Annotated in this window: 20 protein-coding genes and 1 tRNA gene; 17 read left to right on the top strand and 4 right to left on the bottom strand. The window is 53.7% G+C overall.

Annotated elements, in window-relative coordinates; all coding sequences use genetic code 11:
- Positions 1-9: 9 nt before the first annotated feature.
- The 8 genes from HKD42_RS04975 (at position 10) to rnr (ending at position 8,898) form a co-directional block, all read left to right on the top strand.
- Positions 10-528 (top strand): CvpA family protein, encoded by a 519-nt coding sequence (locus HKD42_RS04975; protein WP_170010861.1) that lies wholly within the window; start codon positions 10-12, stop codon positions 526-528.
- The gene (locus HKD42_RS04980; protein ID WP_170010863.1) at positions 528-968 is read left to right on the top strand and encodes an iron-sulfur cluster assembly scaffold protein; all 441 of its coding nucleotides are present in this window, start codon (positions 528-530) and stop codon (positions 966-968) included. The genes HKD42_RS04975 and HKD42_RS04980 overlap by 1 nt, the downstream gene beginning before the upstream one ends.
- A 35-nt stretch (positions 969-1,003) precedes the next feature.
- The gene (locus HKD42_RS04985; RefSeq protein WP_170010865.1) at positions 1,004-2,647 is read left to right on the top strand and encodes an MFS transporter; all 1,644 of its coding nucleotides are present in this window, start codon (positions 1,004-1,006) and stop codon (positions 2,645-2,647) included.
- Positions 2,640-3,680: an alanine racemase gene (gene alr, locus HKD42_RS04990; RefSeq protein WP_170010867.1), complete on the top strand. Its 1,041-nt coding sequence runs from the start codon at positions 2,640-2,642 to the stop codon at positions 3,678-3,680. Before HKD42_RS04985 ends, alr begins: the two co-directional genes overlap by 8 nt.
- An 80-nt stretch (positions 3,681-3,760) precedes the next feature.
- Positions 3,761-4,315, top strand: a complete 555-nt coding sequence (gene phaR, locus HKD42_RS04995) for a polyhydroxyalkanoate synthesis repressor PhaR (RefSeq protein ID WP_170010869.1) — start codon at positions 3,761-3,763, stop codon at positions 4,313-4,315.
- A gap of 47 nt (positions 4,316-4,362) precedes the next feature.
- The gene (proS, locus tag HKD42_RS05000) at positions 4,363-5,904 is read left to right on the top strand and encodes a proline--tRNA ligase (protein WP_170010871.1); all 1,542 of its coding nucleotides are present in this window, start codon (positions 4,363-4,365) and stop codon (positions 5,902-5,904) included.
- Between the two features lie 19 nt (positions 5,905-5,923).
- Entirely contained in the window at positions 5,924-6,508 is a 585-nt protein-coding gene (locus tag HKD42_RS05005) for a DUF805 domain-containing protein (RefSeq protein ID WP_170010873.1), read from the top strand.
- A gap of 89 nt (positions 6,509-6,597) precedes the next feature.
- Positions 6,598-8,898, top strand: coding sequence for a ribonuclease R (rnr, locus tag HKD42_RS05010; protein ID WP_170010875.1), 2,301 nt, complete (start codon positions 6,598-6,600; stop codon positions 8,896-8,898).
- An 8-nt stretch (positions 8,899-8,906) separates the two neighbouring features.
- On the opposite strand, the gene HKD42_RS05015 is transcribed toward rnr, so the two are convergent.
- Positions 8,907-9,362, bottom strand: a complete 456-nt coding sequence (locus tag HKD42_RS05015; RefSeq protein ID WP_170010877.1) for a universal stress protein — start codon at positions 9,360-9,362, stop codon at positions 8,907-8,909.
- Between the two features lie 130 nt (positions 9,363-9,492).
- On the opposite strand from HKD42_RS05015, the gene HKD42_RS05020 reads away from it, so the two are divergent.
- The 7 genes from HKD42_RS05020 to HKD42_RS05050 all read left to right on the top strand — a co-directional run bounded on the left by HKD42_RS05020 (position 9,493) and on the right by HKD42_RS05050 (position 18,179).
- Entirely contained in the window at positions 9,493-10,764 is a 1,272-nt protein-coding gene (locus HKD42_RS05020) for a pyruvate dehydrogenase complex dihydrolipoamide acetyltransferase (protein ID WP_170010879.1), read from the top strand.
- A gap of 5 nt (positions 10,765-10,769) precedes the next feature.
- Positions 10,770-11,180, top strand: a complete 411-nt coding sequence (locus HKD42_RS05025) for a hypothetical protein (protein WP_170010881.1) — start codon at positions 10,770-10,772, stop codon at positions 11,178-11,180.
- Positions 11,181-11,206: 26 nt separating this feature from the next.
- Positions 11,207-12,619, top strand: a complete 1,413-nt coding sequence (gene lpdA / locus HKD42_RS05030) for a dihydrolipoyl dehydrogenase (RefSeq protein WP_170010883.1) — start codon at positions 11,207-11,209, stop codon at positions 12,617-12,619.
- Between the two features lie 2 nt (positions 12,620-12,621).
- Positions 12,622-13,545 (top strand): aminotransferase class IV, encoded by a 924-nt coding sequence (locus HKD42_RS05035; protein ID WP_170010885.1) that lies wholly within the window; start codon positions 12,622-12,624, stop codon positions 13,543-13,545.
- Positions 13,542-14,279 carry a sulfotransferase-like domain-containing protein gene (locus HKD42_RS05040; protein WP_170010887.1) on the top strand — a complete coding sequence of 246 codons (738 nt, stop codon included), beginning with the start codon at positions 13,542-13,544 and terminating at the stop codon, positions 14,277-14,279. Before HKD42_RS05035 ends, HKD42_RS05040 begins: the two co-directional genes overlap by 4 nt.
- A gap of 314 nt (positions 14,280-14,593) precedes the next feature.
- Positions 14,594-15,907, top strand: a complete 1,314-nt coding sequence (locus tag HKD42_RS05045) for a FecR domain-containing protein (protein ID WP_170010889.1) — start codon at positions 14,594-14,596, stop codon at positions 15,905-15,907.
- Between the two features lie 64 nt (positions 15,908-15,971).
- Positions 15,972-18,179: a CHASE2 domain-containing protein gene (locus HKD42_RS05050; RefSeq protein ID WP_170010891.1), complete on the top strand. Its 2,208-nt coding sequence runs from the start codon at positions 15,972-15,974 to the stop codon at positions 18,177-18,179.
- Positions 18,180-18,183: 4 nt separating this feature from the next.
- Here HKD42_RS05050 and HKD42_RS05055 read toward each other — a convergent pair whose 3' ends face one another.
- From HKD42_RS05055 to HKD42_RS05065, 3 genes are all read right to left on the bottom strand, one after another.
- Positions 18,184-18,711: a hypothetical protein gene (locus tag HKD42_RS05055; RefSeq protein WP_170010892.1), complete on the bottom strand. Its 528-nt coding sequence runs from the start codon at positions 18,709-18,711 to the stop codon at positions 18,184-18,186.
- A 25-nt stretch (positions 18,712-18,736) separates the two neighbouring features.
- Positions 18,737-19,438 (bottom strand): response regulator transcription factor, encoded by a 702-nt coding sequence (locus tag HKD42_RS05060; protein ID WP_211483493.1) that lies wholly within the window; start codon positions 19,436-19,438, stop codon positions 18,737-18,739.
- A gap of 228 nt (positions 19,439-19,666) precedes the next feature.
- Positions 19,667-19,756, bottom strand: a tRNA-Ser gene (locus HKD42_RS05065).
- Between the two features lie 149 nt (positions 19,757-19,905).
- On the opposite strand from HKD42_RS05065, the gene HKD42_RS05070 reads away from it, so the two are divergent.
- Together HKD42_RS05070 and HKD42_RS05075 are read left to right on the top strand one after the other, a co-directional pair.
- Positions 19,906-20,925 carry a lytic murein transglycosylase gene (locus HKD42_RS05070; protein ID WP_170010894.1) on the top strand — a complete coding sequence of 340 codons (1,020 nt, stop codon included), beginning with the start codon at positions 19,906-19,908 and terminating at the stop codon, positions 20,923-20,925.
- Positions 20,909-22,033, top strand: a complete 1,125-nt coding sequence (locus HKD42_RS05075; protein ID WP_246236743.1) for an SPOR domain-containing protein — start codon at positions 20,909-20,911, stop codon at positions 22,031-22,033. Before HKD42_RS05070 ends, HKD42_RS05075 begins: the two co-directional genes overlap by 17 nt.
- Positions 22,034-22,045: the final 12 nt, after the last annotated feature.

A 22,045-nucleotide genomic window follows, 5' to 3' on the forward strand; every position in this document is an offset into this window, starting at 1 on the left:
ATCACACGCATGGGCGGTTTTGATATCATTGTTCTGGCTATTGTCGGCGTGGCAGCGATCGGCGGTTTCGCCCGCGGCATTGTTCAAGAAGTCTTGTCACTGGCATCTTGGGTATTGGCTCTGTTTGCGATCCATTATCTCCATACACCGTTTTATGAGCTTTTAAGGGATTATATGGGCCCCGGCACGGCTGTTGCCGTATTGGCTTTCGCGATCCTGCTTCTGGTACCTTATGCTGCCATGAAGCTTATCGCTGGGCGAGTAGGGGAAGCCTCCCGAAATTCCATTCTTGGACCGATTGACCGCGTGCTGGGCTTTGGCTTTGGCGCGATAAAAGGGACCCTAATCGTCGTCCTAGGGTTCTCATTGCTGGTTCTCGGGTATGATACCGTATGGGGTGTTGCCGGGCGGCCCGCTTGGATGACGACGGCGAGAACATATCCCGTAATCAACGCAAGCGCCGATTCATTGGTGCAAATGATCGAAGATCGCCGTGCCCGTTTGCGGGACAGCAGCACCGCCCTTTGATGGCTCAAACAAACGCTGCAAAATTATACACACCTGATGTGTTGGCTTTGGCCGTTACTCTCGCTGATTTCCGATTGAAGCACGATAGCAGTCATCAAGCTGACGCCAGATCATCCACCTGCGGCAGCACCATTACGGTTGGAATGGATTGTGACGAGAGCGGCTTGATCGCTTCAATTGGCCTATCAGTATCGGCATGTGCAATTGGGCAAGCCTCCGCGGCCATCATGGCTCAAAACGTGATTGGGCGCGATCAAGCTTGGGTTCGGTCGCGGCAAAATGAAATTGAAACTTGGCTGTCAGGCGCGAAGCCTACTCCAAATATTCCATCTTTTGATCTGTTGGATACAGCAAAGCACTATCCCGCACGTCACGGTGCAATCTTGCTTCCGTGGAGAGCTGTCACTGCGGCGCTTTCCAACGAAGGATCAGCAAGCTAACACTTCGGCCTGTTCATAGGGGAGAACCGTTTGTCATGAGTGACGCAGCCGCATTGAAAGCGCATCAACCGAGCGAGAAAGAGATTCGCCTCGTTATTGCCGCATCATCCGCAGGCACGATCTTCGAATGGTACGACTTTTTTATCTACGGCACCCTGGCTGCTTTGATCGGAGCTGCTTTTTTCCCGTCGGACAATGAAACGCTGCAACTCCTGCTTGTCTGGGCCGGGTTTGCGGTGGGTTTTGGTTTCAGGCCACTAGGTGCGATCCTGTTTGGTTTTCTGGGTGATCGGCTGGGGCGGAAATACACGTTTCTTGTGACCGTCACCCTGATGGGCATCGCGACAGCCGGGGTGGGCTTCATTCCAAGTGCTGCCACTATCGGTATTGCCGCGCCCATAATCGTCATCCTGCTGCGCATATTACAAGGCCTCGCATTGGGCGGGGAATATGGCGGCGCAGCGATCTATGTTGCTGAACACGCTCCACCAGAGAAACGCGGATTTTACACCAGCTTCATCCAGGCCAGCGTGGTCGGTGGGTTTGTTTTATCGATCGTAGTCGTCTTGGCATGCCGCGCCCTGATCCCCGCAGAAGACTTTGCGGAATGGGGCTGGAGAATTCCATTCTTACTCTCGATCATTCTCCTGTTCATATCCCTGTGGATGCGGTTGAAGCTCTCAGAAAGCCCTGTGTTCAAGGCCATGAAAGAGGCCGGCGAAACCGCCAAAAATCCGTTTGTCGAAAGCTTTACTTATCCAGGCAACAAGAAGCGCATTTTTGTGACACTGTTCGGTGTCACGGGCATTCTGACAACGATCTGGTACACGGCGTTCTTTTCGGGCCTGTCGTTCTTGCGCGGCCCCATGCGGTTAGATCCAGGCATGGTAGAAATTATCATGCTTGTGGCTGGCGGCGCATCGATGGTTTTCTACATCCTCGTGGGGAAATGGTCTGACACTGTTGGCAGGAAGAAGCCGATTGTGGTTGGCGCTATCCTGTCGCTGCTGCTGTTGTTCCCAGTGTTCTGGGGAATTGGCGCGTTGGCCAATCCGGGATTGCAGCAGAGCGCGGTCGATTCTCCCATCACTGTCGCCGGAGAGTCATGCCAATACGACCCATTCGCAGAAGCTCAGGAAACCCGATGCGGGCGAGTGCTACAGGATCTGACATCGCTTGGTGTGAGTTACAACATCGCGCCCGCCAAAACGCTGACGGGTGATCAGTTTGCGGTATCGATTGGGAAAGAGCGAGCAGACTTCAACGAGGCATACCCATGGGACGATGGAGCCGCTCGTAAAGCGGAGTTGCAGTCGATGCTTGAAACTGCTGGCTACGACTTCTCGGTTCAAAATCCGCCTATGATTAACATCCTTGGGATAATCGCACTGTTGCTGGTTTTGGGTGTATTATCGGCGCTGACCTATGGTTCTGTCGCAGCATTGCTGTCGGAAATGTTTCCGCCAAAAATCCGCTATAGTTCGATGTCGATTCCCTATCACATCGGCGCGGGTTATTTGGGCGGCTTCCTACCGTTGATTGCAGGCTACATCATAGCTTCAACCGGGGATCCATATTCAGGGCTGTGGTATACTTGGGTCGTAGTAGCATTCGGCTTGGTTATCGCGTGGTGGGGCCTGCCGAGCGGGCCGCCTACTGACTTTGACGAGCATGCCTGAAGCCCCGCCTGCGCATCTTCGGCTGACAGTCGATACGGGCGCTTTGACAGACAACTGGCGCGCGCTTGACCATCTGTCTGGCAAGGCGGCAGCTGGCGCGGCGGTGAAGGCCAATGCCTATGGTGTCGGGGCCCAAAGCGTAGTGCCCGCTCTAGCCGATGCAGGCTGCAAATCGTTCTTCGTTGCCCACTGGGCGGAGGCGGCTGAGCTACTTAACTATGTACCCGCCGCCCAAATATCTGTCTTGCACGGCCCGTTGACCACGGCAGATGCCAATTTCGCGCGATCAACTGGGGTGAAGCCGGTCATAAACAGTCTGCATCAAGCCCGGCTCTGGCAAGATACAGGCGGCGGCATTTGTGACCTAATGATAGACACCGGGATCAACCGTCTGGGCCTATCCCCAAACGAAGTATCTGACAGGCGCATCGCTGAGTTGGATGTCGATATTTTGATGTCGCATTTGGCTTCTGGGGATGAAGACAATCCATTCAATCATATGCAGATGGATGCATTTCGTTCTGCTGCTGCGAGAGTAGGATATCAGCGGTTGAGCTTGGCCAACAGTGCCGGGATCGCGTTAGGCCACGAATTCACCTTCGATCTGACCCGACCTGGCCTTGCGCTTTACGGTGGTATTCCGCGGCAAGAATTGGACGGGATCATTAAGCCGGTGGTGGGTATCGACGCTGCTGTTCTACAAACTCGGATGCTGAGCGCAGGAGACACCGTTGGCTACAATGCTACCTTTACGGCGCCCCATTCTATGCGGGTAGGGGTGGTATCATTGGGGTATGCTGATGGGTATCTGCGTTCTTGGGCCGGTCGGGGTATGCTGCAATATCAAAGCGCAGCATTGCCGGTGCTTGGAAAGGTATCGATGGATATGATCGTCGTAGACCTCACAGACGCGGCAAATTGTCAGGAGGGTGACTGGCTCACTGTTCCATATGCGCTACCGGAGGCAGCGCGGAAAACAGGTTTGTCGCAGTATGAACTGCTGACCATTTTGGGACAACGATTCAGCCGCTGAGGACATTTTACCGACTTATGTTGCACTGCACATGCTGCACCTGCTAATGCAGCATCCATAGCGACATTTAGGACACTCCAATGGCCAAGCGCAACGCGCAACCCGGTGATAAAGTCACCATCAAGAAATACGCTAACCGGCGTTTGTATAACACCAGTTCATCTAGCTACATCACGCTTGATGACCTTGCAGCAATGACGCGTGAAGGTACCGACTTTGCGGTTGTTGATGCCAAAAGTGGGGAAGACATCACCCATTCAATTCTCACGCAAATTATCATGGATGAGGAAGCAAGCGGCAAACAAATGCTGCCGGTCAGTTTCCTGCGTGATCTGATTGCGATGTATGGCAATTCCATGCAGTCGATGATGCCGCAATATCTCGAAGCCACAATGTCCAATTTCCGGGCCAATCAAGCCAAGATACAAGACGCGTTGAAGGATGGCTTAACCGGCAATCCGATTGCAAAAATGGCAGAAACGAATTTGGCCGTGATGCGCGCTGTGGGCGAAGCTATTCTGCCAACTGGGAAAACGGCTGATACTGCGGAAAGCACATCTGACAGTGACGAGATTGCAGCCCTCCGCAAGCAAATGGCAGAAATGCAGAAAAAGCTCGACGAAATCGGTAAATAAGCCGCCGATATCACGCTGCATCCAATCTCTAAGAAACAGGAATTTTTGTGTCTAACATTCGCCACGCATTGAACGTGAAGCGCGCAGACGATTTTGCGCAATGGTACCAAGAAGTCATCTCGGCTGCTGACTTAGCAGAGGAATCTGGCGTCCGCGGATGTATGGTCATCAAACCGTGGGGCTACGGCATTTGGGAACGTATCCAGAGGCTACTGGATGACCGCATCAAGAATACAGGTCATGATAATTGCTATTTTCCGATCTTCATCCCGCTAGCGAATTTTGAGCGTGAAGCGGAGCATGTGGATGGATTTGCCAAAGAAATGGCGGTCGTTACGCATCACCGGTTGATCCAGGATCAGAAGGGCAAGCTGGTTCCCGACCCAGCAGCCAAATTAGAAGAACCTTTGGTGGTCAGGCCAACCTCCGAGACTATCATTGGCGACGCAATGGCACGTTGGGTCCAAAGCTGGCGCGATCTGCCCTTGAAGACGAACCAATGGGCAAACGTTGTGCGCTGGGAAATGCGCACACGAATGTTCCTGCGCACAAGTGAATTCTTGTGGCAGGAGGGGCACACAGCACATGCCGACGCAGCTGAGGCAAAAGAGCACACTCTGCGTATGCTGGAGGTTTACCGCGCTTGCGCTGAAGAAGATTTGGCAATGCCTGTTATTGCAGGTGAAAAACCAGAGAATGAACGTTTTCCCGGTGCCGTAGAAACGTGGTCGATTGAGGCCATGATGCAGGATGGCAAAGCACTGCAAGCGGGCACATCGCACTATCTCGGCACCAATTTTGCCGAAGCATCAGGGATTAGATATCAGGATCCAGAGGGCAGCCAGCAGCTGTGCCATACCACCAGCTGGGGCGTATCAACACGGATGATTGGCGGTGTCATCATGACACACGGGGATGATGACGGCCTTCGTGTTCCGCCCACAATTGCACCGCGCCAAGTCGTAATATTGCCAATGCTGCGCGGGAAAGAGGGTGATGATGCGCTGATTGAATATTGCCAGTCGCTGCATGATCAACTAGCCAAACAATCTGCCTTTGGCGAACGGCTGCGGGTCCTGCTCGATACACGGCCCGGTAAAGCGGCGGCAAAGCGCTGGGACTATGTCCGCAAAGGCGCGCCGGTGATTATCGAAGTTGGTGGCCGCGATATGGACAATGACGTTGTCAGCCTGCTTCGGCGCGACCAAATGTGGGCTGAAAATGGTAAGCCCGATTTCCAAACGCCAACGCGGGAAGAGGCCGCTAACGGGATGCAGGAGTTGCTTTACGCAATCCAAGCAAATCTGTTCCAACAAGCTAAAGAACGGCGGGATGCCAATATCCGGACTGACATTACCGACATTGAAGGGCTGAAAGAACACTTCGCTGACACAGCAGTTCACCCTGGCTGGGTTCAAGTAGCATGGTCCAAGCCGACTGGTGCCGATCTTGATGCGGTTGTTGAGACGCTGAAAGACATGAAGTTGACAGTCCGCAACGTTCCGATGGATGATACACCAACAACCGGTGCCTGCATCTTTACAGGTGCGCCGGCAGTTGAGCGCATCTACGTCGCAAAAGCATATTAGACTTAGGGGGAGGGGGCCGATGTTCGCATCTATTGCCTATAATCTGAAGAATCTGACAAACATTCATGGCCGAGATGGTCGTAAAGTGTTTTGGCTCTATGTGTTGTTCATCGTAATACTAAACGTTCTTGCTTCAATCTTAGCGAGCATTCCGATGATGGTGGCTGCCGCAGAAGTTGGCATCGCCGCTGCACAGTCTGGCAATCAAGCAGCAGCCGAAGCAGCCATATTGGATGAGGTAATCAACTATGCTCCGACACTGGTTTGGTTCAGCATCATCCAGTCAGCTGTCAATATTGTCCTGCTCGCGGCGTCTTTTATGCGCCGAACTCACGATGTAGGGCTGCCGGGTATTTTGGTCGCAGTACCCATAGCTATACAGGTTATTTGGATGTTTATCGCTTATCGCCAACTGGATGGAATTGCAGACACAATGCGGTCTGGTGCCCAGGCAGAACTGGCAGGCAACAGCATGCCTCTGGAACCGGGTATGATCGCACAAGACTTATTAGGCTGGCTGGCCTTTTTGATAGTTGTCTTGGTTGGATTGATGAAATCTCAACAAGGGCCCAACGCTTATGGTGAAGGCCCGAAAGTACTCTGAAGACCTTTCCTTCCCGGACAGCAGATATCAATAGCAGCGTGTTTGACTAAGTCCGTGACAGGGGCCGCGGCCCCGTCCATAGGGCGCAAATGGCCAAACAATCCAAACCACGCGCAGCTGGTCTGCCCACTCGCGAACAAATTCTCGAATTCATTCAGTCTGCCGATAGCATTGTCGGCAAACGGGAGATCGGAAAAGCGTTCGGCCTTAAGGGACAGGAGAAGATTGCTCTAAAACGTCTCTTGAAAGATATGGCGGAAGAAGGTTTGATCGACGGCAAACGCACCGCCTATCACCGTATGGGCGGCGTCCCGAAAGTCACCGTTTTCAAGGTTATGGATATCGAGGATGGCGAAGCTTTTGCCATTCCAGAAACCTGGCAACCCGATGACGCGACACCGCCGCCGCGGCTGAGGGTGATCGAAGGAAAGAAAAAGGGTGGTGGGCGATATCCCGCCCTCAAGATTGGCGACCGCATCTTAGCGAGAACGGAAGAAGCGGGCTCAAATCTAGAAGCGCACGTCATGAAAAAGCTACCGGCGAAGACCGATGGCTTGATGGGTGTTGTGGAAATTGACGCGGGCGGAAAAGCATGGCTGGCACCCGTCGATAAACGTATCCGTACATCATCCGCCATTGCCGATCTCGGCGGAGCTGAAGCGGGCCAATTGGTACTGGCCGAGCCAGCTGGTCGTGGCACCCGGGCAGGGGTGAATGTCATCGAAGTGCTCGGCGATCCACTGGCCCCCAAAGCTTTCAGCCTGATAGCTATTTCCAAACATGGCATCCCGAACGTTTTCCCGAGCGAAACATTGGCGGAGGCAGAGCGGGCAACAAAATTACCGGTAAGCACTGACAAACGGGAGGACTTGCGACACTTACCGATTGTGGCAATCGACCCCGCTGATGCGCGAGATCACGATGATGCAATATGGGCAGAACCTGATGGGGAGGGCGGTTTCAACGCATTAATCGCCATCGCCGATGTCAGCTATTATGTCCGCCCCGGAGGCGCGCTGGACCGGGAGGCACGGAAACGCGGTAACTCGGTATATTTTCCCGACCGTGTGGTGCCCATGCTGCCAGAAGTTCTGAGCGCAGATGTATGCTCCCTAAGGCAGGGGGAAGATCGTGCAGCAATGGCCTGTCATTTGCGGGTATCGAGCACGGGCAAGATTACATCGCACCGCTTCTCACGCGCGATCGTCCGGATTGACGAGGTTATTCCTTACGAGGATGCTCAAAAGAGAATTGATGATGGCAGCCCTCCTGAAAACCTCCGCAATCTATGGGATTGCTGGAAGGTTTTGGCAGCTGCCCGTGAAGCACGCGATCCGCTGGATCTCGACCTTCCAGAGCGGCGCGTTGTCTTGGATGATCAGGGCAAGATCGCAGAAATCGCCGTTAGGGAACGGCTGGATGCCCACCGCGTCGTGGAAGACTTTATGATTGCAGCCAACGTCGCTGCGGCAAAAGCTCTGGAAAGCAAAACTGCCCCTGTTGTTTACCGGGTTCACGAACAGCCGAGCCGCGAAAAACTGGTGGCCCTTCGTGAATATCTGGAAACTTTTGGTAAGAAACTGGCGCTGGGTCAGGTCATCACGCCCGCCTTGTTCAACAAGATGCTGAAGGATGTAGAAGAGACTTCAGAGAAGGCTCAGGTGATGGAGGCGGTACTACGGTCTCAAACCCAAGCATATTACGGCCCAAATAATGCGGGCCATTTCGGGCTAGCGCTCGGATCATATGCTCACTTCACTTCGCCCATTCGTCGGTATGCCGATTTGCTTGTTCACCGGTCACTGGTCGATTCATTTGATCTGGAACAAGCCAAACCGTCTTTTGATATTCCGGCATCGTCAGGACTATCAGACAAAGACCGCGATGATCTTGGTAAAATTTGCGATGCGATTAGCAAAACCGAACGCCGCGCGATGGAGGCGGAGCGGGATACCATTGATCGTTATGTTGCAGCGTGGCTTTCCGGAAGAGTGGGCGAAACCTTCGAAACCCGAATTACCGGGGTCCAGTCGTTTGGTTTCTTTGCCACAATCGTTGGATTGGGCGGAGATGGCTTGGTTCCGGTATCAACACTCGGGTCAGAATTTTTCCGCTATGACGAAGCGGCACAATCGCTGGTCGGCGAGCATAGCGGTACTAGCTATTCTTCCGGTGACACCCTCAAGCTCCAGCTAGGCGAAGCAAACCCTCTGACCGGCGCGCTGAAATTCGTTCCGCTCGACGGTGATGGCAATCCGATAGAGCCGCGGGGGCAAAGAAATGCGCCAAAGGCCAAGACGGGACATCGCGGCAAAGGCCCGCAAAAGCACATGCGTGGGAAGCGGGGACGACCTGGAAATATCCGTCACCAAGGGCGGAAGAAGCGCTAATCGCTTATCTAACTTGCGACGCGGTCAATATCGTCATTGGTAAAACTCCCGGGGACCACATAAAGCGGGCAGGGCAAACTGCCGGAATGTGACGAGAAATGCGATATTAGCGGCCCAGGTGTACCGTCTGCTGCCGCACCTAAAACCAGCGCCGCAACCTCGGGATGTTCGGCGAGATATTCTTTGATGACGGCATGGCCTTCACCAGTCTTCACAGAAATGGTCGGCATTTTGCCGCTTTCAGAAAATAGATTACCAGCGGCGCTGCTCGCCATAACTTCCGCCCGGTCTTTCGCTTCCTGCTCAATCGTCGCTTGCACAGCTCCGAAGGCATTGAAATTCTGCTTGGCGACAAGCGCCAAAATATGAACCGCTCCGCCGCTCGCCATCGCACGATGAGAAGCAAACCTAAGCGCTTTTCGCGCCTCGGCTGTCTCATCCATAATCACCAAATAAACACGCATATCGCTACTCTGCCCCACACCGTCAGGTGCGAGGTATCGGATGAAAACGTATTCGGCGCAAGAACCTTGCTCGAAACCGCTAAATTGGCCACAGAGAGTTTGTAGGCCAAAACAGGAAATTCAGACCGATATGCCCACCCCAATTAAGATGCCCGCATTGTCTCCGACTATGGAAGAAGGCACGCTTGCCCGTTGGCTCGTGAAAGAGGGAGATACCGTCAGTTCAGGCGATATCATGGCCGAAATTGAAACCGATAAAGCGACCATGGAATTTGAAGCTGTTGATGAAGGTGTCATCGTCAGTATAGATGTTGCCGAGGGCACTGAAGGTGTCCAAGTCGGTACCGTGATTGCCACGCTCGCTGAAGAGGGTGAGGACCCTGCAGAGGCAAAAGCTGCCCCGGTCAAGGAACCACAAGCTGAAACCAAGACAGAAAAGGCTGAGCCTGCGAAGGCCGCGCCTGCTGCTGCAGCTGCGGCTCCTGCTCCGACAAAGACACCCGAACCAAAAGGTGATCGCATTGTTGCGTCACCTTTGGCAAAGCGGATCGCGGAGCAAAACGGTGTGGACCTAACCGGTATCACAGGCAGCGGACCAAATGGCAGAATTGTGAAAGCAGACGTCGAAGGCGCCAAACCGGCAGCGTCGGCAGTCACCGCACCTGCAGCCACGCCGTCCGCGCCCGTTCAAACCGACCTGCCAGACTTTGACATTCCGCATGAGGATGACAAACTCAATAATGTTCGCAAAGTTATTGCTCGCCGCCTAACAGAGGCCAAGCAAACTATTCCGCATATCTACCTCACCGTTGATGTGCGTCTGGATGCGCTGCTGGACCTGCGTAAGCAGCTGAACGCTTCGCTGGAGGCGCAAGACATCAAGCTCTCGGTCAATGACTTGTTGATTAAGGCCTTGGCGAAATCTCTGGCGATGGTCCCGCAATGTAATGTCAGTTTTGGCGGAGATATTCTGCGGACCTACACTCGTCAGGACATTTCTGTAGCAGTGGCAGCCCCCAGCGGTTTGATCACGCCGATTGTCAAAGATGCCGGAAACAAAACGGTTTCCCAGATATCGACCGAAATGAAGGAACTGGCTGGCAAGGCCCGCGATGGCAAATTGCAACCACATGAATATCAGGGCGGCACTGCCAGCCTGTCCAATCTGGGTATGTTTGGCACGAAACAGTTCGATGCCGTTATTAACCCTCCACAGGCAATGATTTTGGCTGTCGGAGCTGGCGAACAAAGGCCCTACATTGTGGATGGCGCGCTTTCTGTCGCAACCGTGATGAGCGCCACTGGCAGCTTCGACCACCGTGCAATCGACGGTGTTGATGGCGCTAAGTTGATGGCGGCGTTTAAGGGATTGGTTGAAAGTCCCTTTGGCTTGGTGGCGTAAACCTTATGAATATGCTCACCGCCATTGCATTGGTTGCTCTGCAAATCGGACCTGCCGCACCTGAACGCTTCGACGATGAAGGCCGCGCGCCGATGATTGGGCTTGAGGGGCCATCAGCTGACGCCTGCCCGGGCATTGGCCGCATCGCCAGTTTTGAAGCGCGCAAGGGTGATTTCATGCGCGTTCGTGTGGATGCATATGAACTGGCGGCGACAAAAGACAAACTGCCATTATCGACGCTTGTCTGGCTGTGTGAAGCCGATGAAGGTTGGCAAGGGATCGTCTACCCAATGGGTGACAATCAAGATCTGGGGGACTGCCGCGTCAGCAGCGCTTTGGCTGTTTCGGAACCCTATAGCGGACCATGCCAATATGGCTGGATTCCAGCAAAACACATTGAACTGGTTGCTGGGTAAAGCACCACTTCCACAACGGAGTATCTATGGCTGCGCAATATGATGTCATCGTTCTTGGCTCGGGCCCCGGCGGCTATGTCGCGGCGATCCGCTGCGCTCAGCTGGGTCTCAAGACTGCGATTGTCGAACGTGAGAACCTTGGCGGTATCTGCCTCAATTGGGGCTGCATCCCGACTAAGGCGCTGCTGCGTTCGGCAGAGATATTTCACTACATGCAGAATGCCGGTGATTACGGGTTGAAGGCGCAAGGTATTGAGGCTGATCTGGAAGCGGTGGTAAAGCGCAGCCGGGGTGTAGCCAAACAATTGAATCAGGGCATCGGACACCTGATGAAAAAGAACAAAATCACTGTTCATATGGGTGAGGGGGTGCTGAACTCTCCGACATCGCTAACCGTGAAGGGCGATAGAGGCGAAGAAAAGCTCAACGCCAAACATGTGATCGTGGCAACAGGGGCGAGAGCACGGGATTTACCTTTTGCGCCCGCTGATGGCGAACGTGTTTGGACCTATCGTCACGCCATGACGCCAAAAGAGATGCCGGCAAAACTGCTGATAATCGGTTCGGGAGCAATCGGTATCGAATTTGCCAGTTTCTACAATGATATGGGCGCTGATGTGACCGTGGTTGAAATGCTGGACCGGATCGTGCCGGTCGAGGACAATGAGGTGTCCGCGTTCCTGCACAAATCGCTTACCAAACAGGGCATGACGATCATGACTGGTGCCGGTGTCGAGGATTTGAAAATCGGGACCAAAGGCGTAACTGCGAAGATCAAAGGCAAAGACGGAAAAGTCGAAACCAGCGAATTCAGTCATGTTATTTCAGCGATTGGGATTGTCCCAAACACGGAAAACATCGGTCTGGAAAAAGCAGGTGCAAAGATGGACCGGGGATTTATCCAGATTGACCCTTATGGACGTACCGCCGCAAAAGGCTTGTGGGCCATTGGCGACTGTACTCCGGGACCGTGGTTGGCGCATAAGGCCAGTCACGAAGGTGTGTCCGCAGCAGAAGCCATCGCGCAGGAACTTGGCAATAAAGATGTCCACCCTCATCCGCTTGACCGCAACAACATTCCGGGCTGCACATATTGCCACCCGCAAATAGCCAGTGTCGGCCTGACGGAAGCCAAGGCCAAAGAAGCAGGCTACGACCTAAAAGTCGGCAACTTCCCCTTCATTGGTAATGGTAAGGCTATTGCGCTTGGGGAAGCGGAAGGCTTTATCAAAACTGTGTTTGACGCCAAGACCGGCGAACTGCTGGGCGCCCATATGATCGGCGCGGAAGTCACAGAGCTGATCCAAGGATATACAGTCGGCAAGACGCTCGAAACGACAGAGGCTGAGCTAGGACAAACGGTATTCCCGCACCCGACACTCAGCGAAATGATGCATGAAAGTGTCTTGAGCGCGTATGGTAAGGCTCTACATATTTAAGCATGGCCCACGGAACTCACAGCTATCTCCCCGATCCGCGCAATGAGAACGTAATCATTGATGTAAACGGTGAGCACTTCGCTCGTCCTGAGGCAAAAATATCCGTTTTCGATAGCGGGTTCATGTTGGGTGATGGTGTGTGGGAAGGGCTCCGGCTGCATGCCGGAAAACTTGCTTTCCTGGATCAACATTTAAACCGCCTCTATCGCGGCGCCAAGGCGATCGCGATGGACATCGGTATCACGAAGAGTGAACTGACCGAGCGGCTTTATTCTGTCCTTGCCGCCAATGAAATGGACGGCGACGGGGTCCATATCCGCCTGATGGTAACGCGCGGCATCCGCTCGACGCCCTATCAAGATCCCCGTGTGGTGATCTCACCAGCAACAATAGTCATCATTCCAGAATGGAAAGAGGCCCTGCCAGAGACGGCGACGCGCCTGCTCAGTCTTTTTACAGTGCATGTTCGGCGTGGATACCCCGATGTACAAGACCCCAAATTGAACAGTCACAGCAAGCTGAACTGTATTACAGCCTGTATCCAGGCGACCCAAGCCGGCGCTGATGAAGCGTTGATGCTCGATCCGCACGGCTTTGTTGCCACCTGTAATTCGACCCACTTCTTTATCGTCAAGGATGGTGAAGTTTGGACATCGAGCGGCGATTATTGCCTCGATGGGATTACGCGGGGCATGGTAATCGAGATTGCGCGTAATGCTGGTATTCCAGTCTACGAGCGCAATTTTTCTCTAACCGACGTTTACGGCGCGGATGAGGCCTTCACCACAGGTACTTTTGCAGGCCTTGCCCCGGTGGGAACCGTCGATGGAAGAGAGCTGAGCACCAAACGCGGCCCTATGGTTAAACGGCTCCAACAGCTATATCTGGAAAGACTCTCCCACGAGGCAGCTGGCACCACCGGATGACTATTCGCATCGCCATGTGGTCTGGGCCGCGCAATATTTCCACTGCGATGATGCGTAGCTTTGGAGGGCGCACGGATTGCACGGTGAGCGACGAACCGTTTTATGGCGCTTACCTGAAACAGTCTGGCGAACCTCAGCCGATGGCAACTGAGATCATCGAAGATATGGAATGTGACTGGCATGCGGTAACCGCTGCTATGAACGGGCCACCTCCGGTTGATGCAGCAATTTGGTATCAAAAGCACATGCCGCATCACATGATTGATACCGTGGGGATCAGCTCTTTTCCCGATCATCGACATGCATTTCTAATCCGCGAACCAGAGCGTGTCATCGCGAGCTACGTTCGCAAGCGGGCGTCCGTTACGTTTAAAGATCTTCGCTATGACAAGCAGCTGGCATATTTCGAAGAAGCCGCGACGCTGTCCAACACACCGCCGCCCGTGATCGAATCGACGAGCTTTTTGAACGACCCGGAAGGTCATTTGAAAGCGCTGTGTGCCGCACTGGAAATACCTTGGGATGCCGGGATGTTGAAATGGGAAGCCGGGCCCCGGGAAACTGACGGGATCTGGGCCTCGCATTGGTATGACCGTGTGACAGCATCAACGGAATTCGGCGCCCCTCCGAGCGAGATGCCGAAGCTGACCGGTGATGCTTTGAAGTTGGCCGACCAGTGCCGGCCGTATTATGATGCAATGAGAGCCTTTGCCCTAACATCATCACATGAATAAAATCCCGTTCCAAAGAAGGGTAGGGGGGTGAGACCATCCAACCTTGGAACGGGATAGCACTAGGGTTAAATACTGCTCGCGCAGTACATACATCACCGCTGAAAAATTCAGCTTTGATGTGCGACCCCAAGGGCTCTCGATTATTTGCTTCGGCTGATGAGAGCGCGAAGCTTCGAGTTGATTTCGCCTAACAGAAACCATCGCCATCGGTTGTAAAATCATATAACGCAAACTGCATTGTAAGGTTAGCGTCAGTTTTACCCGCTATGCAGCGCGTGTATAAGTTTTTGTGTGTACCACTGAGGGATATGAACATGATCCGCCAATCACGTGTGCTTTTTGGGTTTATTACCGGCATTTTGCTCGGATCTTTTTCCAGCACTGCTGCCGTGGCAAATGACGACGCACCTATCACGTATAAGGTAGCCCAGGGTGATACGCTGTATTGGCTGGCGAAGCGGTACATGGTCGGACCGCGATCGGCAGAGATCGTGCGCCGGCTCAATCGGGTCACTCACCCCACGCAGATGCAAGCCGGTAAGGTGTTAAGAATTCCGAGGGAGCAATTGCGTTCAAAGCCTGTACTACTTCGGATCCAAAGTCTCAGCGGGCCGGTAACGCTGATTGCCAACGGGCAGCGTCTAGCTGCTACCAAAGGTGCTGTTTTGCGGCAGGGTATGGAGATCGAAACTGGCCGAAAAGGCTTCGTCGCCTTTAGTGGTGACAGCGGATCACTGGTTACTCTGCCATCGCGCTCTCATGCACGGCTAAAAAGCGCAAAGCGGTATCTCATAAATGACGCGCTCGACGTAGATTTGGAAATTGTGAATGGCCGGAGCTCGATCAAGGCGCCGAAACTCCGTGCACAGGAACGGTTCCGGACACGCACTCCTGTTGCCGTGTCCGCCGTTCGCGGTACGGAGTTCAGAGTGGGTTTTGATGCGGAGACTTCATTAGCCACAACGGAAGTTATTGAAGGCAGCGTCAATGTGTCTGACATGGCAGAAGCCGCCTTGGCAGACGCTGGTTTCGGAGTGGCGTCTAGTCCTGCCGGCATTAACGAGCCGGAAGCACTTTTAAATGCTCCATTGATGAATGACCCTACCCGGATCCAGACATCGGAATTGGTGGAGTTCTCTTTTGCCCCCGTAACCGGCGCGAAGGCCCACCGAGTGCAAGTCGCACAAGACGCTGGGTTCGTCTCAATTTTGGACGATCAACTTGTCGACGGCGATGACGCTGCCTTCCGTGAACTTCCAAACGGGCGGTATTTTGTGCGCACTCGCGCAATCGCCACAAGCGGGCTGGAAGGCTTGTCCGAGACGCATTCTTTCCGTCGGCAAAGGGTCGGCGTAACCGCCTCTGTCGCACAATCACCTCTGGATGACGGTTTCAAATTCGCTTGGCTGTCACAAGGTGATGGCGAAGTATTGTACGGCTTCCAGATGTGGCGCAAAGATGATCCGAACACCTTGTTAGTCGATGAGCTTGGAACGCAAGATAACTCTCTCACTTTGACCAACCTGAAACAGGGACGTTACGTTTGGCGGGTCGCCGCCTTGCAAATGCTGCCGGAAGGATTGGTGAAAGTCTGGGCGGATCCACAGGAATTGACCGTTGGGGAGTAAATCCGTACTTCCCACCAGGTATTCAGGGGTCGTGTCCTCACAGCAGATCAATTAGGAACAGCTAGTGCGGATTAGACTGATTGCGGAATGGCTAATTTTGCTGGCCTTCGCCTGCATTATTGCTGTTACCAGCCTCGTTACCGCCATTAGCAGCAAGGTTGATTTCGCGCTTCTCGATTACAGTACCGCCCTGATAGACCGTCCTGCAAATCAAGATATTACTATCGTTCAAATTGACGATGCCAGTCTTCAACAAGTCGGCAGTTGGCCTTGGCCACGCAATACGCATGCTGCCCTTGTTGATAGGCTGAGTGCAATGGGTGCCCGCCTTATTGTGCTCGATATTCTGTTTTTTGAAGAGACAAGCACCGATAGCGACGCAGCTCTGGGGCGAGCGATTAGTGATGCGAATAATGTACTCCTCCCGATATCCTTCCAAACCGCTTTTGATGGATCAGGTCGAAATGAAACCATCGAACCTATCGCTGAAATTGCCAGCGGAGCCATAGCAACCGGGCATGTCGCACTGGAATTCAGCGATGATGGAATTGTACGGCACATATCGTTAGCCCACGATCTAGATGGTCGAGAGGCCGTTCCCCATTTGATGATCGCCGCCCATCAGCGTGCCTATGGCGAGCTACCGGATCAAGTTCTGGGGCAACAACAGGGCGCACCGTGGCCCTTGCTAGATTTTCAACAGGCGGGGCATTTCAAGACTGTGTCCGCGGCATCAATTTTGGACGGTTCCGTCCCACAAAATCTGATTGAGGATCAAATTGTACTGGTTGGCGCAACAGCGCAAGGAATGGGTGACGCTTACGCCGTACCTGCGCATGCTGGCGGTATCATGAGCGGAGTAGAGATTCAGGCGAACCTGCTTGAGTCACTTCAAAGCGACCAGTTTATTTCCAAGAGCAGTTTTTGGACGACCGTGTTTGTTACGCTGCTGACAATCTCTTTACTGTTCCTTGGCTTTTGGCAACTGCCACCGCAATTCAGCCTTATCCTTACCGCATCGCTGGCCGGTGCGTTGCTGCTCATGTCAGTTGGAGGCGTAGCTGCGGTTGGATGGTGGTTTCCACCGGGATCCGCATTGCTCGCCATCGTCATCTCATACCCGCTATGGGGATGGCGCCGCCTTGCATCGGTCAGCAATTTCCTCGATCGGCAGGCTGTTAGCCTTGCAGGAGTGAGCACGCGCATCTCTGACCGGGGCGGGGGCGGTTTTGACTTTGTCGCTCGGCAAGTTGACCGGATGCGCGGCCTTCTCAGCGAGTTTAGTGAACGCTTTTCGTTCATCAGAAATATTATTGAAGCGGCACCAGACGCGATCATTGTGTTGGATAAAAACCGGCTGGTTACGATGAAAAACCAGAAAGCCGTGACGCTGTTCGGTCCTGAAGAGGGCGATCAATATCTACCTGAAATGCTGTCATCGGTTGGCGCGGTTTTGGACGGGGCGAAAGGGGATCTGAACCTCCCAGACGGCCGCAGCTATCTGGTAGCAGAAGCATCCTTTGCCTCAGAAGAGCAGCATGATGACAGCCATACAGGCCAGATCATGGTGTTGCGCAATGTCACGGAACTAAAGCGTAAAGAAGCTGAACGCCAAGAAATGCTGGAGTTCCTGTCCCACGATATGCGCACCCCGCAGGTCTCTATCATTGGCCTTTCTGGTCGCGACTCAGTTATTGCCGACAATGACAAACGGTTTGAGCGTATCCAGCAGCAGGCCAAACGCACTCTGAAGCTTGCAGACGATTTTGTGCAGCTTGCAAGACTGTCAGAAACCCCGGTAGAAAAGGAAGATACGGACCTTTGCGCGCTGATCAATGAGGCGGCTGACCGGTGTTACACCACTGCCAAAAAGAATGCGGTTACGATCCATCAAGAGCTACCTGATGATCCCGTATTTATATATGCAGACCCGTCATTACTGGCCCGGGTGTTTGATAATCTGCTCAGCAACGCCTTAAAATTTTCACCTGCTGGTTCCACAATATCGATTTGTATTGCCGAACTGCTCGAGAACGGTGAATATGTTTCGGTTAGCGTTGCGGACCAAGGGCCAGGCTTGCCAATCGAACGTCAGGACAATCCATTCGCACGCTTTGGCCACCATGATGATAGCGCTGGCCCAAGTGTAGGCTTGGGTCTCGCCTTTGTAGAAATGGCAGTGAATGCCAATGACGGGCTAATCAGTGTTGATACTGCCACGGGCGAGGGCACCAAATTCACTATTCAACTACCCGTGGCGCCAGAGATTTAAGGCATTAGCGATTGGCAGCGCTCGCGACGAGCTCATCTGCCATCACGGAAACTGCCGTTTCGGTAACCTCGCACACGTCCGACTCACGCATCCCGCGAAAAGCCACACTGCCATCTGACCGGTCAAATACGATGAGTGTAGCCCGTAGGCGCTCGCCATCACATTCTTGAAGAAATTTCCGCTTCCGCGCTGCCGAGACATAGGCCACTTCTTGGTCAGTATCCTTGACCACGGCTATTGCGCTATTAGATGCCCTTGCGGAGATCGCGAAATCAGCGACATATCTGCCGTCTGTGGCAATGGAAAAACCCCGACCACGGAAAGATTGCTCAAGCGCTTCTTTGTAAGCTGTATGGTAAGACCCATTGCCGGAACTATGAAGCGATACTGAATCCGTTTTACTCAGGCCAGGACCGTACCCTTCCAATGAAGGATTCCCGGCCAAGCTACAGCCAGACAGAATTACGGAAGCCGCGACCAGCAATGCCGATTTCGCATTCACCAATACCGCAGCTGAAACTGTTTTGCTCATGAATACACACCCTCTTTGGGATGGGTTAGTCGACTTCTAAATAGGTGTCCATTCTGTATCCGAAGCCGAAGACGGTTTGGATGACAAATCCATTTTCGGGTTTCAAGGACAGCTTTGATCTCACTCTGGAAATATGCATATCGAGCGTGCGTGTTGCGATGTCTTCTGACGTTCCCCAGACTTGCGAAAACAAGTACCCACGAGACAATGGCCGGTTCATATTTTCAAAGAACAATGCGCCGAGCTGGAATTCCTTTGAAGTGAGTTTAATTTCCTCGCCATTGACCAAGAAAGTGTTTTCCAAGCTGTCTATTTTGTAAATGCCGTACTCTTTGAAACGCTCACGCGTGACCTGTGCTTTCCCGCGTCTTGCTGCAGCTTCAATTCGCGCCAGAATAACAGCACTGCTTTCTGGCTTGATGACATAGTCACACGCGCCTGTCTCCAAACCACGGATGATGTCACCCTTACTGCTGCGGCTTGTCAGCATGATAAACGGTGGAGGCGATTCGATATTTTCTGCCGCCCAACCCAGTACTTCAATTCCGGTTGCACCGGGCATGCTCCAATCCAACAACACTACATCGAAAGTCTCACGCTTTATGGCATTTAGCACATCTTTACCGTTGCGATATGTCACACATTCATGACCCGCGCCGCGGATGGCCGCTTCAACTTGGCTGATAACTTCTTGATCGTCGTCTGCAATTGCGACCCGAATTGGCATATGCTGCGCCTCCTGCGTGCGGGCAATTATGTTGTTTACCTGTATTGGCAGCCCGATTTATTTTACAATTAGGCGGGATCGATCGGTTGGCCAAGGCCATGTTGCGTCATTTTACAAGTCTGTATTTAGCTTTGAAAAATAGGAGCAATCTATGTTTGAGCACACAGGCGCACGCATAGAAAACTCTCGGTAAGAGAGCCGCTGCAAAGATCGTGATAAAAAGGGAAATGGCGGGCAGTAAGGGATTCGAACCCTTGGAGGGCTTGCACCCTCGCTAGTTTTCAAGACTAGTGCATTCGACCACTCTGCCAACTGCCCGCAAGCGCATTAGTTGCGCTTCTCTCACAGGTAAAGAGCCAAGTTTGCCCCGAAGCCAAAAAATGTGACAGCCGATCATTTGATCGGCTTTCCCCATCATATTGACGAAATAGACTTGCAGTTATTCTGCTGTGTGACACCTATTAGCGATGAATTTCAAACCCATGCTAGCCGCGCTCGCGGCGATGATCGTTATGTCGCCCGCGACGCCGGCCCAATCCCAAGACATGTCATTTGATGCCTATGTGCAGCTGATGTCCGCCAAGGCGCGTGCGCAAGGTGTTAGCGAGCGCACGATCACTCGTATGACCGCCGGATTGACGCCGAACCAGCGCGTGATCCAGCTGGATCAGGGGCAACCGGGCTCTCCAACCCGGACCGGTTATCCGGCGCTGGCACCCTATATCAACACGCATGTGAACCCGACCCGCATCCGGCGGGGGCGTGAAATGTTTGGATCGACTCGCGGGATCCATCCCCGTGTTGAAGAAAAATACGGCGTCCCCGCAGAGATATTGATGGCCATTTGGGGGCATGAGACCAATTACGGCGGCTATAAGGGCAATTTTGATTTGTCGCGCTCGCTCGCAACGCTGGCCTGGGAAGGGCGCCGCCGCAATCTGTTTGAGAGCGAATGGATCGCGTTACTCAAGGTTGCAGAAAAGGGATATTCCCGTTCGGAATTGGTCGGCAGTTGGGCTGGAGCTTTTGGAAACCCACAGTTTTTGCCGAGCGTATACCTCCGTCTCGCCACTGACGGGGACGGGGACGGCCGTGCTGACATCTTCAACAACCGCGCTGACACGCTTGCCTCGATCGCCAGATACTTTCAGGATTCGGGCTGGCGTACCGGTCAGCCATGGGGCGTCCGGGCTTCTGTACCAAGCTCGCTTGATCGCGCCGCCATCGAAAATAAAGTCGTCTCGCCTGTGTGCCCTCGGGTTCATGAACGCCATAGCCAATGGAAAACCGTTGCAGAATGGCGCCAATTGGGCGTTCGGCCGCAAAAATTCTTGGCTGATGATGTGCTGGCATCCTTCTTCCAACCCGACGGTCCTGGAAAACCTGCTTGGCTCTTAACCTCAAATTATAGGGTTATCCTCGAATATAACTGCTCGAACTACTACGCTATGAGTGTGGGATTGCTTGCAGATGAGATTGTTAACTGACGTCCGTACCCGTTTCTTTGCCCTTGGCCTGACAGCCATGTTGGCGGCCTGTGGCCGTGGGGCAGACGACATTCCTAACTTCAGCAGCGCCGCGGAAGCGGCGCCGCAGACAGTCAGCTATGGCCCCGAGGCAGATTATCCGGTTGTCATCGGGAAGCCCTATACCGTCGAGGGACAGCTTTTCACTCCGGCGGACAGGCTAAATTACGATGAAGTCGGGTATGCCGGTGCTGATCCCCAAGGTGGAACCGGGATAACGGCCTCTCATAAGACGCTCCCTCTACCAAGTTATGTCGAAGTTACTTCACTCGACACAGGCAAGACTGCGCTGGTTCGGGTCGAACGGCGTGGCCCCATGACTACCCAAAGACTGGTCGGACTTTCGGCCGGTGCGTTGTCACAGTTGGGAATCAGTGATGGCAGCCCCATTAGAATCCGCCGCGTTAATGCGCTTGAAACCGATCGTGCAAAGCTACGCCGCGGACAAGCGGCATCAGAGCGGATGGAAACACCAGCATCTTTGGTCGCCATTCTGAAGCGCAAGCTTCCTGAAAGCGGCTCAGTAAGCCTTGCGCAAGCCAATCCGCCTGCTGCTAGCGTAGCCGGCGCAATGCCCGCCATGGCCAGCAGCAGTCGTGCAGTGCCAGAAAGCATAACGCCTGCTGCCGTCGCAGCCGCGAAGCCATCGACGGAGCTCCCGGCTGCAAATGCTGCGTCATTTGCTGATGCGTTTTCAAGAAACCGCGCGGCGGTAACGCAATATCCTTTGCCGCCCTTGTCTGGCGCAAGGCAAGCTGCCGCTCCTGTCCGGATGGCCCCTGCGGCCTCACCTAGAGCCGTACCAAGAGTGGCCCGCACCGCGCCGCCCGCTTCATCGGCCGTTACGAGCGGCGATATAGATGACGGTTTCGTTATCCAGGCAGCAGCGTTCTCTAGCAAAGCCAACGCAGAACGCGCTGCGAGTAAGATTGACGGATTTATTCAACAATCCGGGCGATATTACCGGGTTCGCAAAGGCCCGTTCGCCAATCGTGGACAGGCTGAAGCGGCACTCGCAAAGATACGCGCGGCCGGTTATAGAGACGCTCGCGTCTTTTCAGCAGGATAATAGCCGGTTCCT

The sequence above is a fragment of the Pontixanthobacter rizhaonensis genome (assembly GCF_012972675.1).
GTDB classification, from domain to species: Bacteria; Pseudomonadota; Alphaproteobacteria; order Sphingomonadales; family Sphingomonadaceae; genus Pontixanthobacter; species Pontixanthobacter rizhaonensis.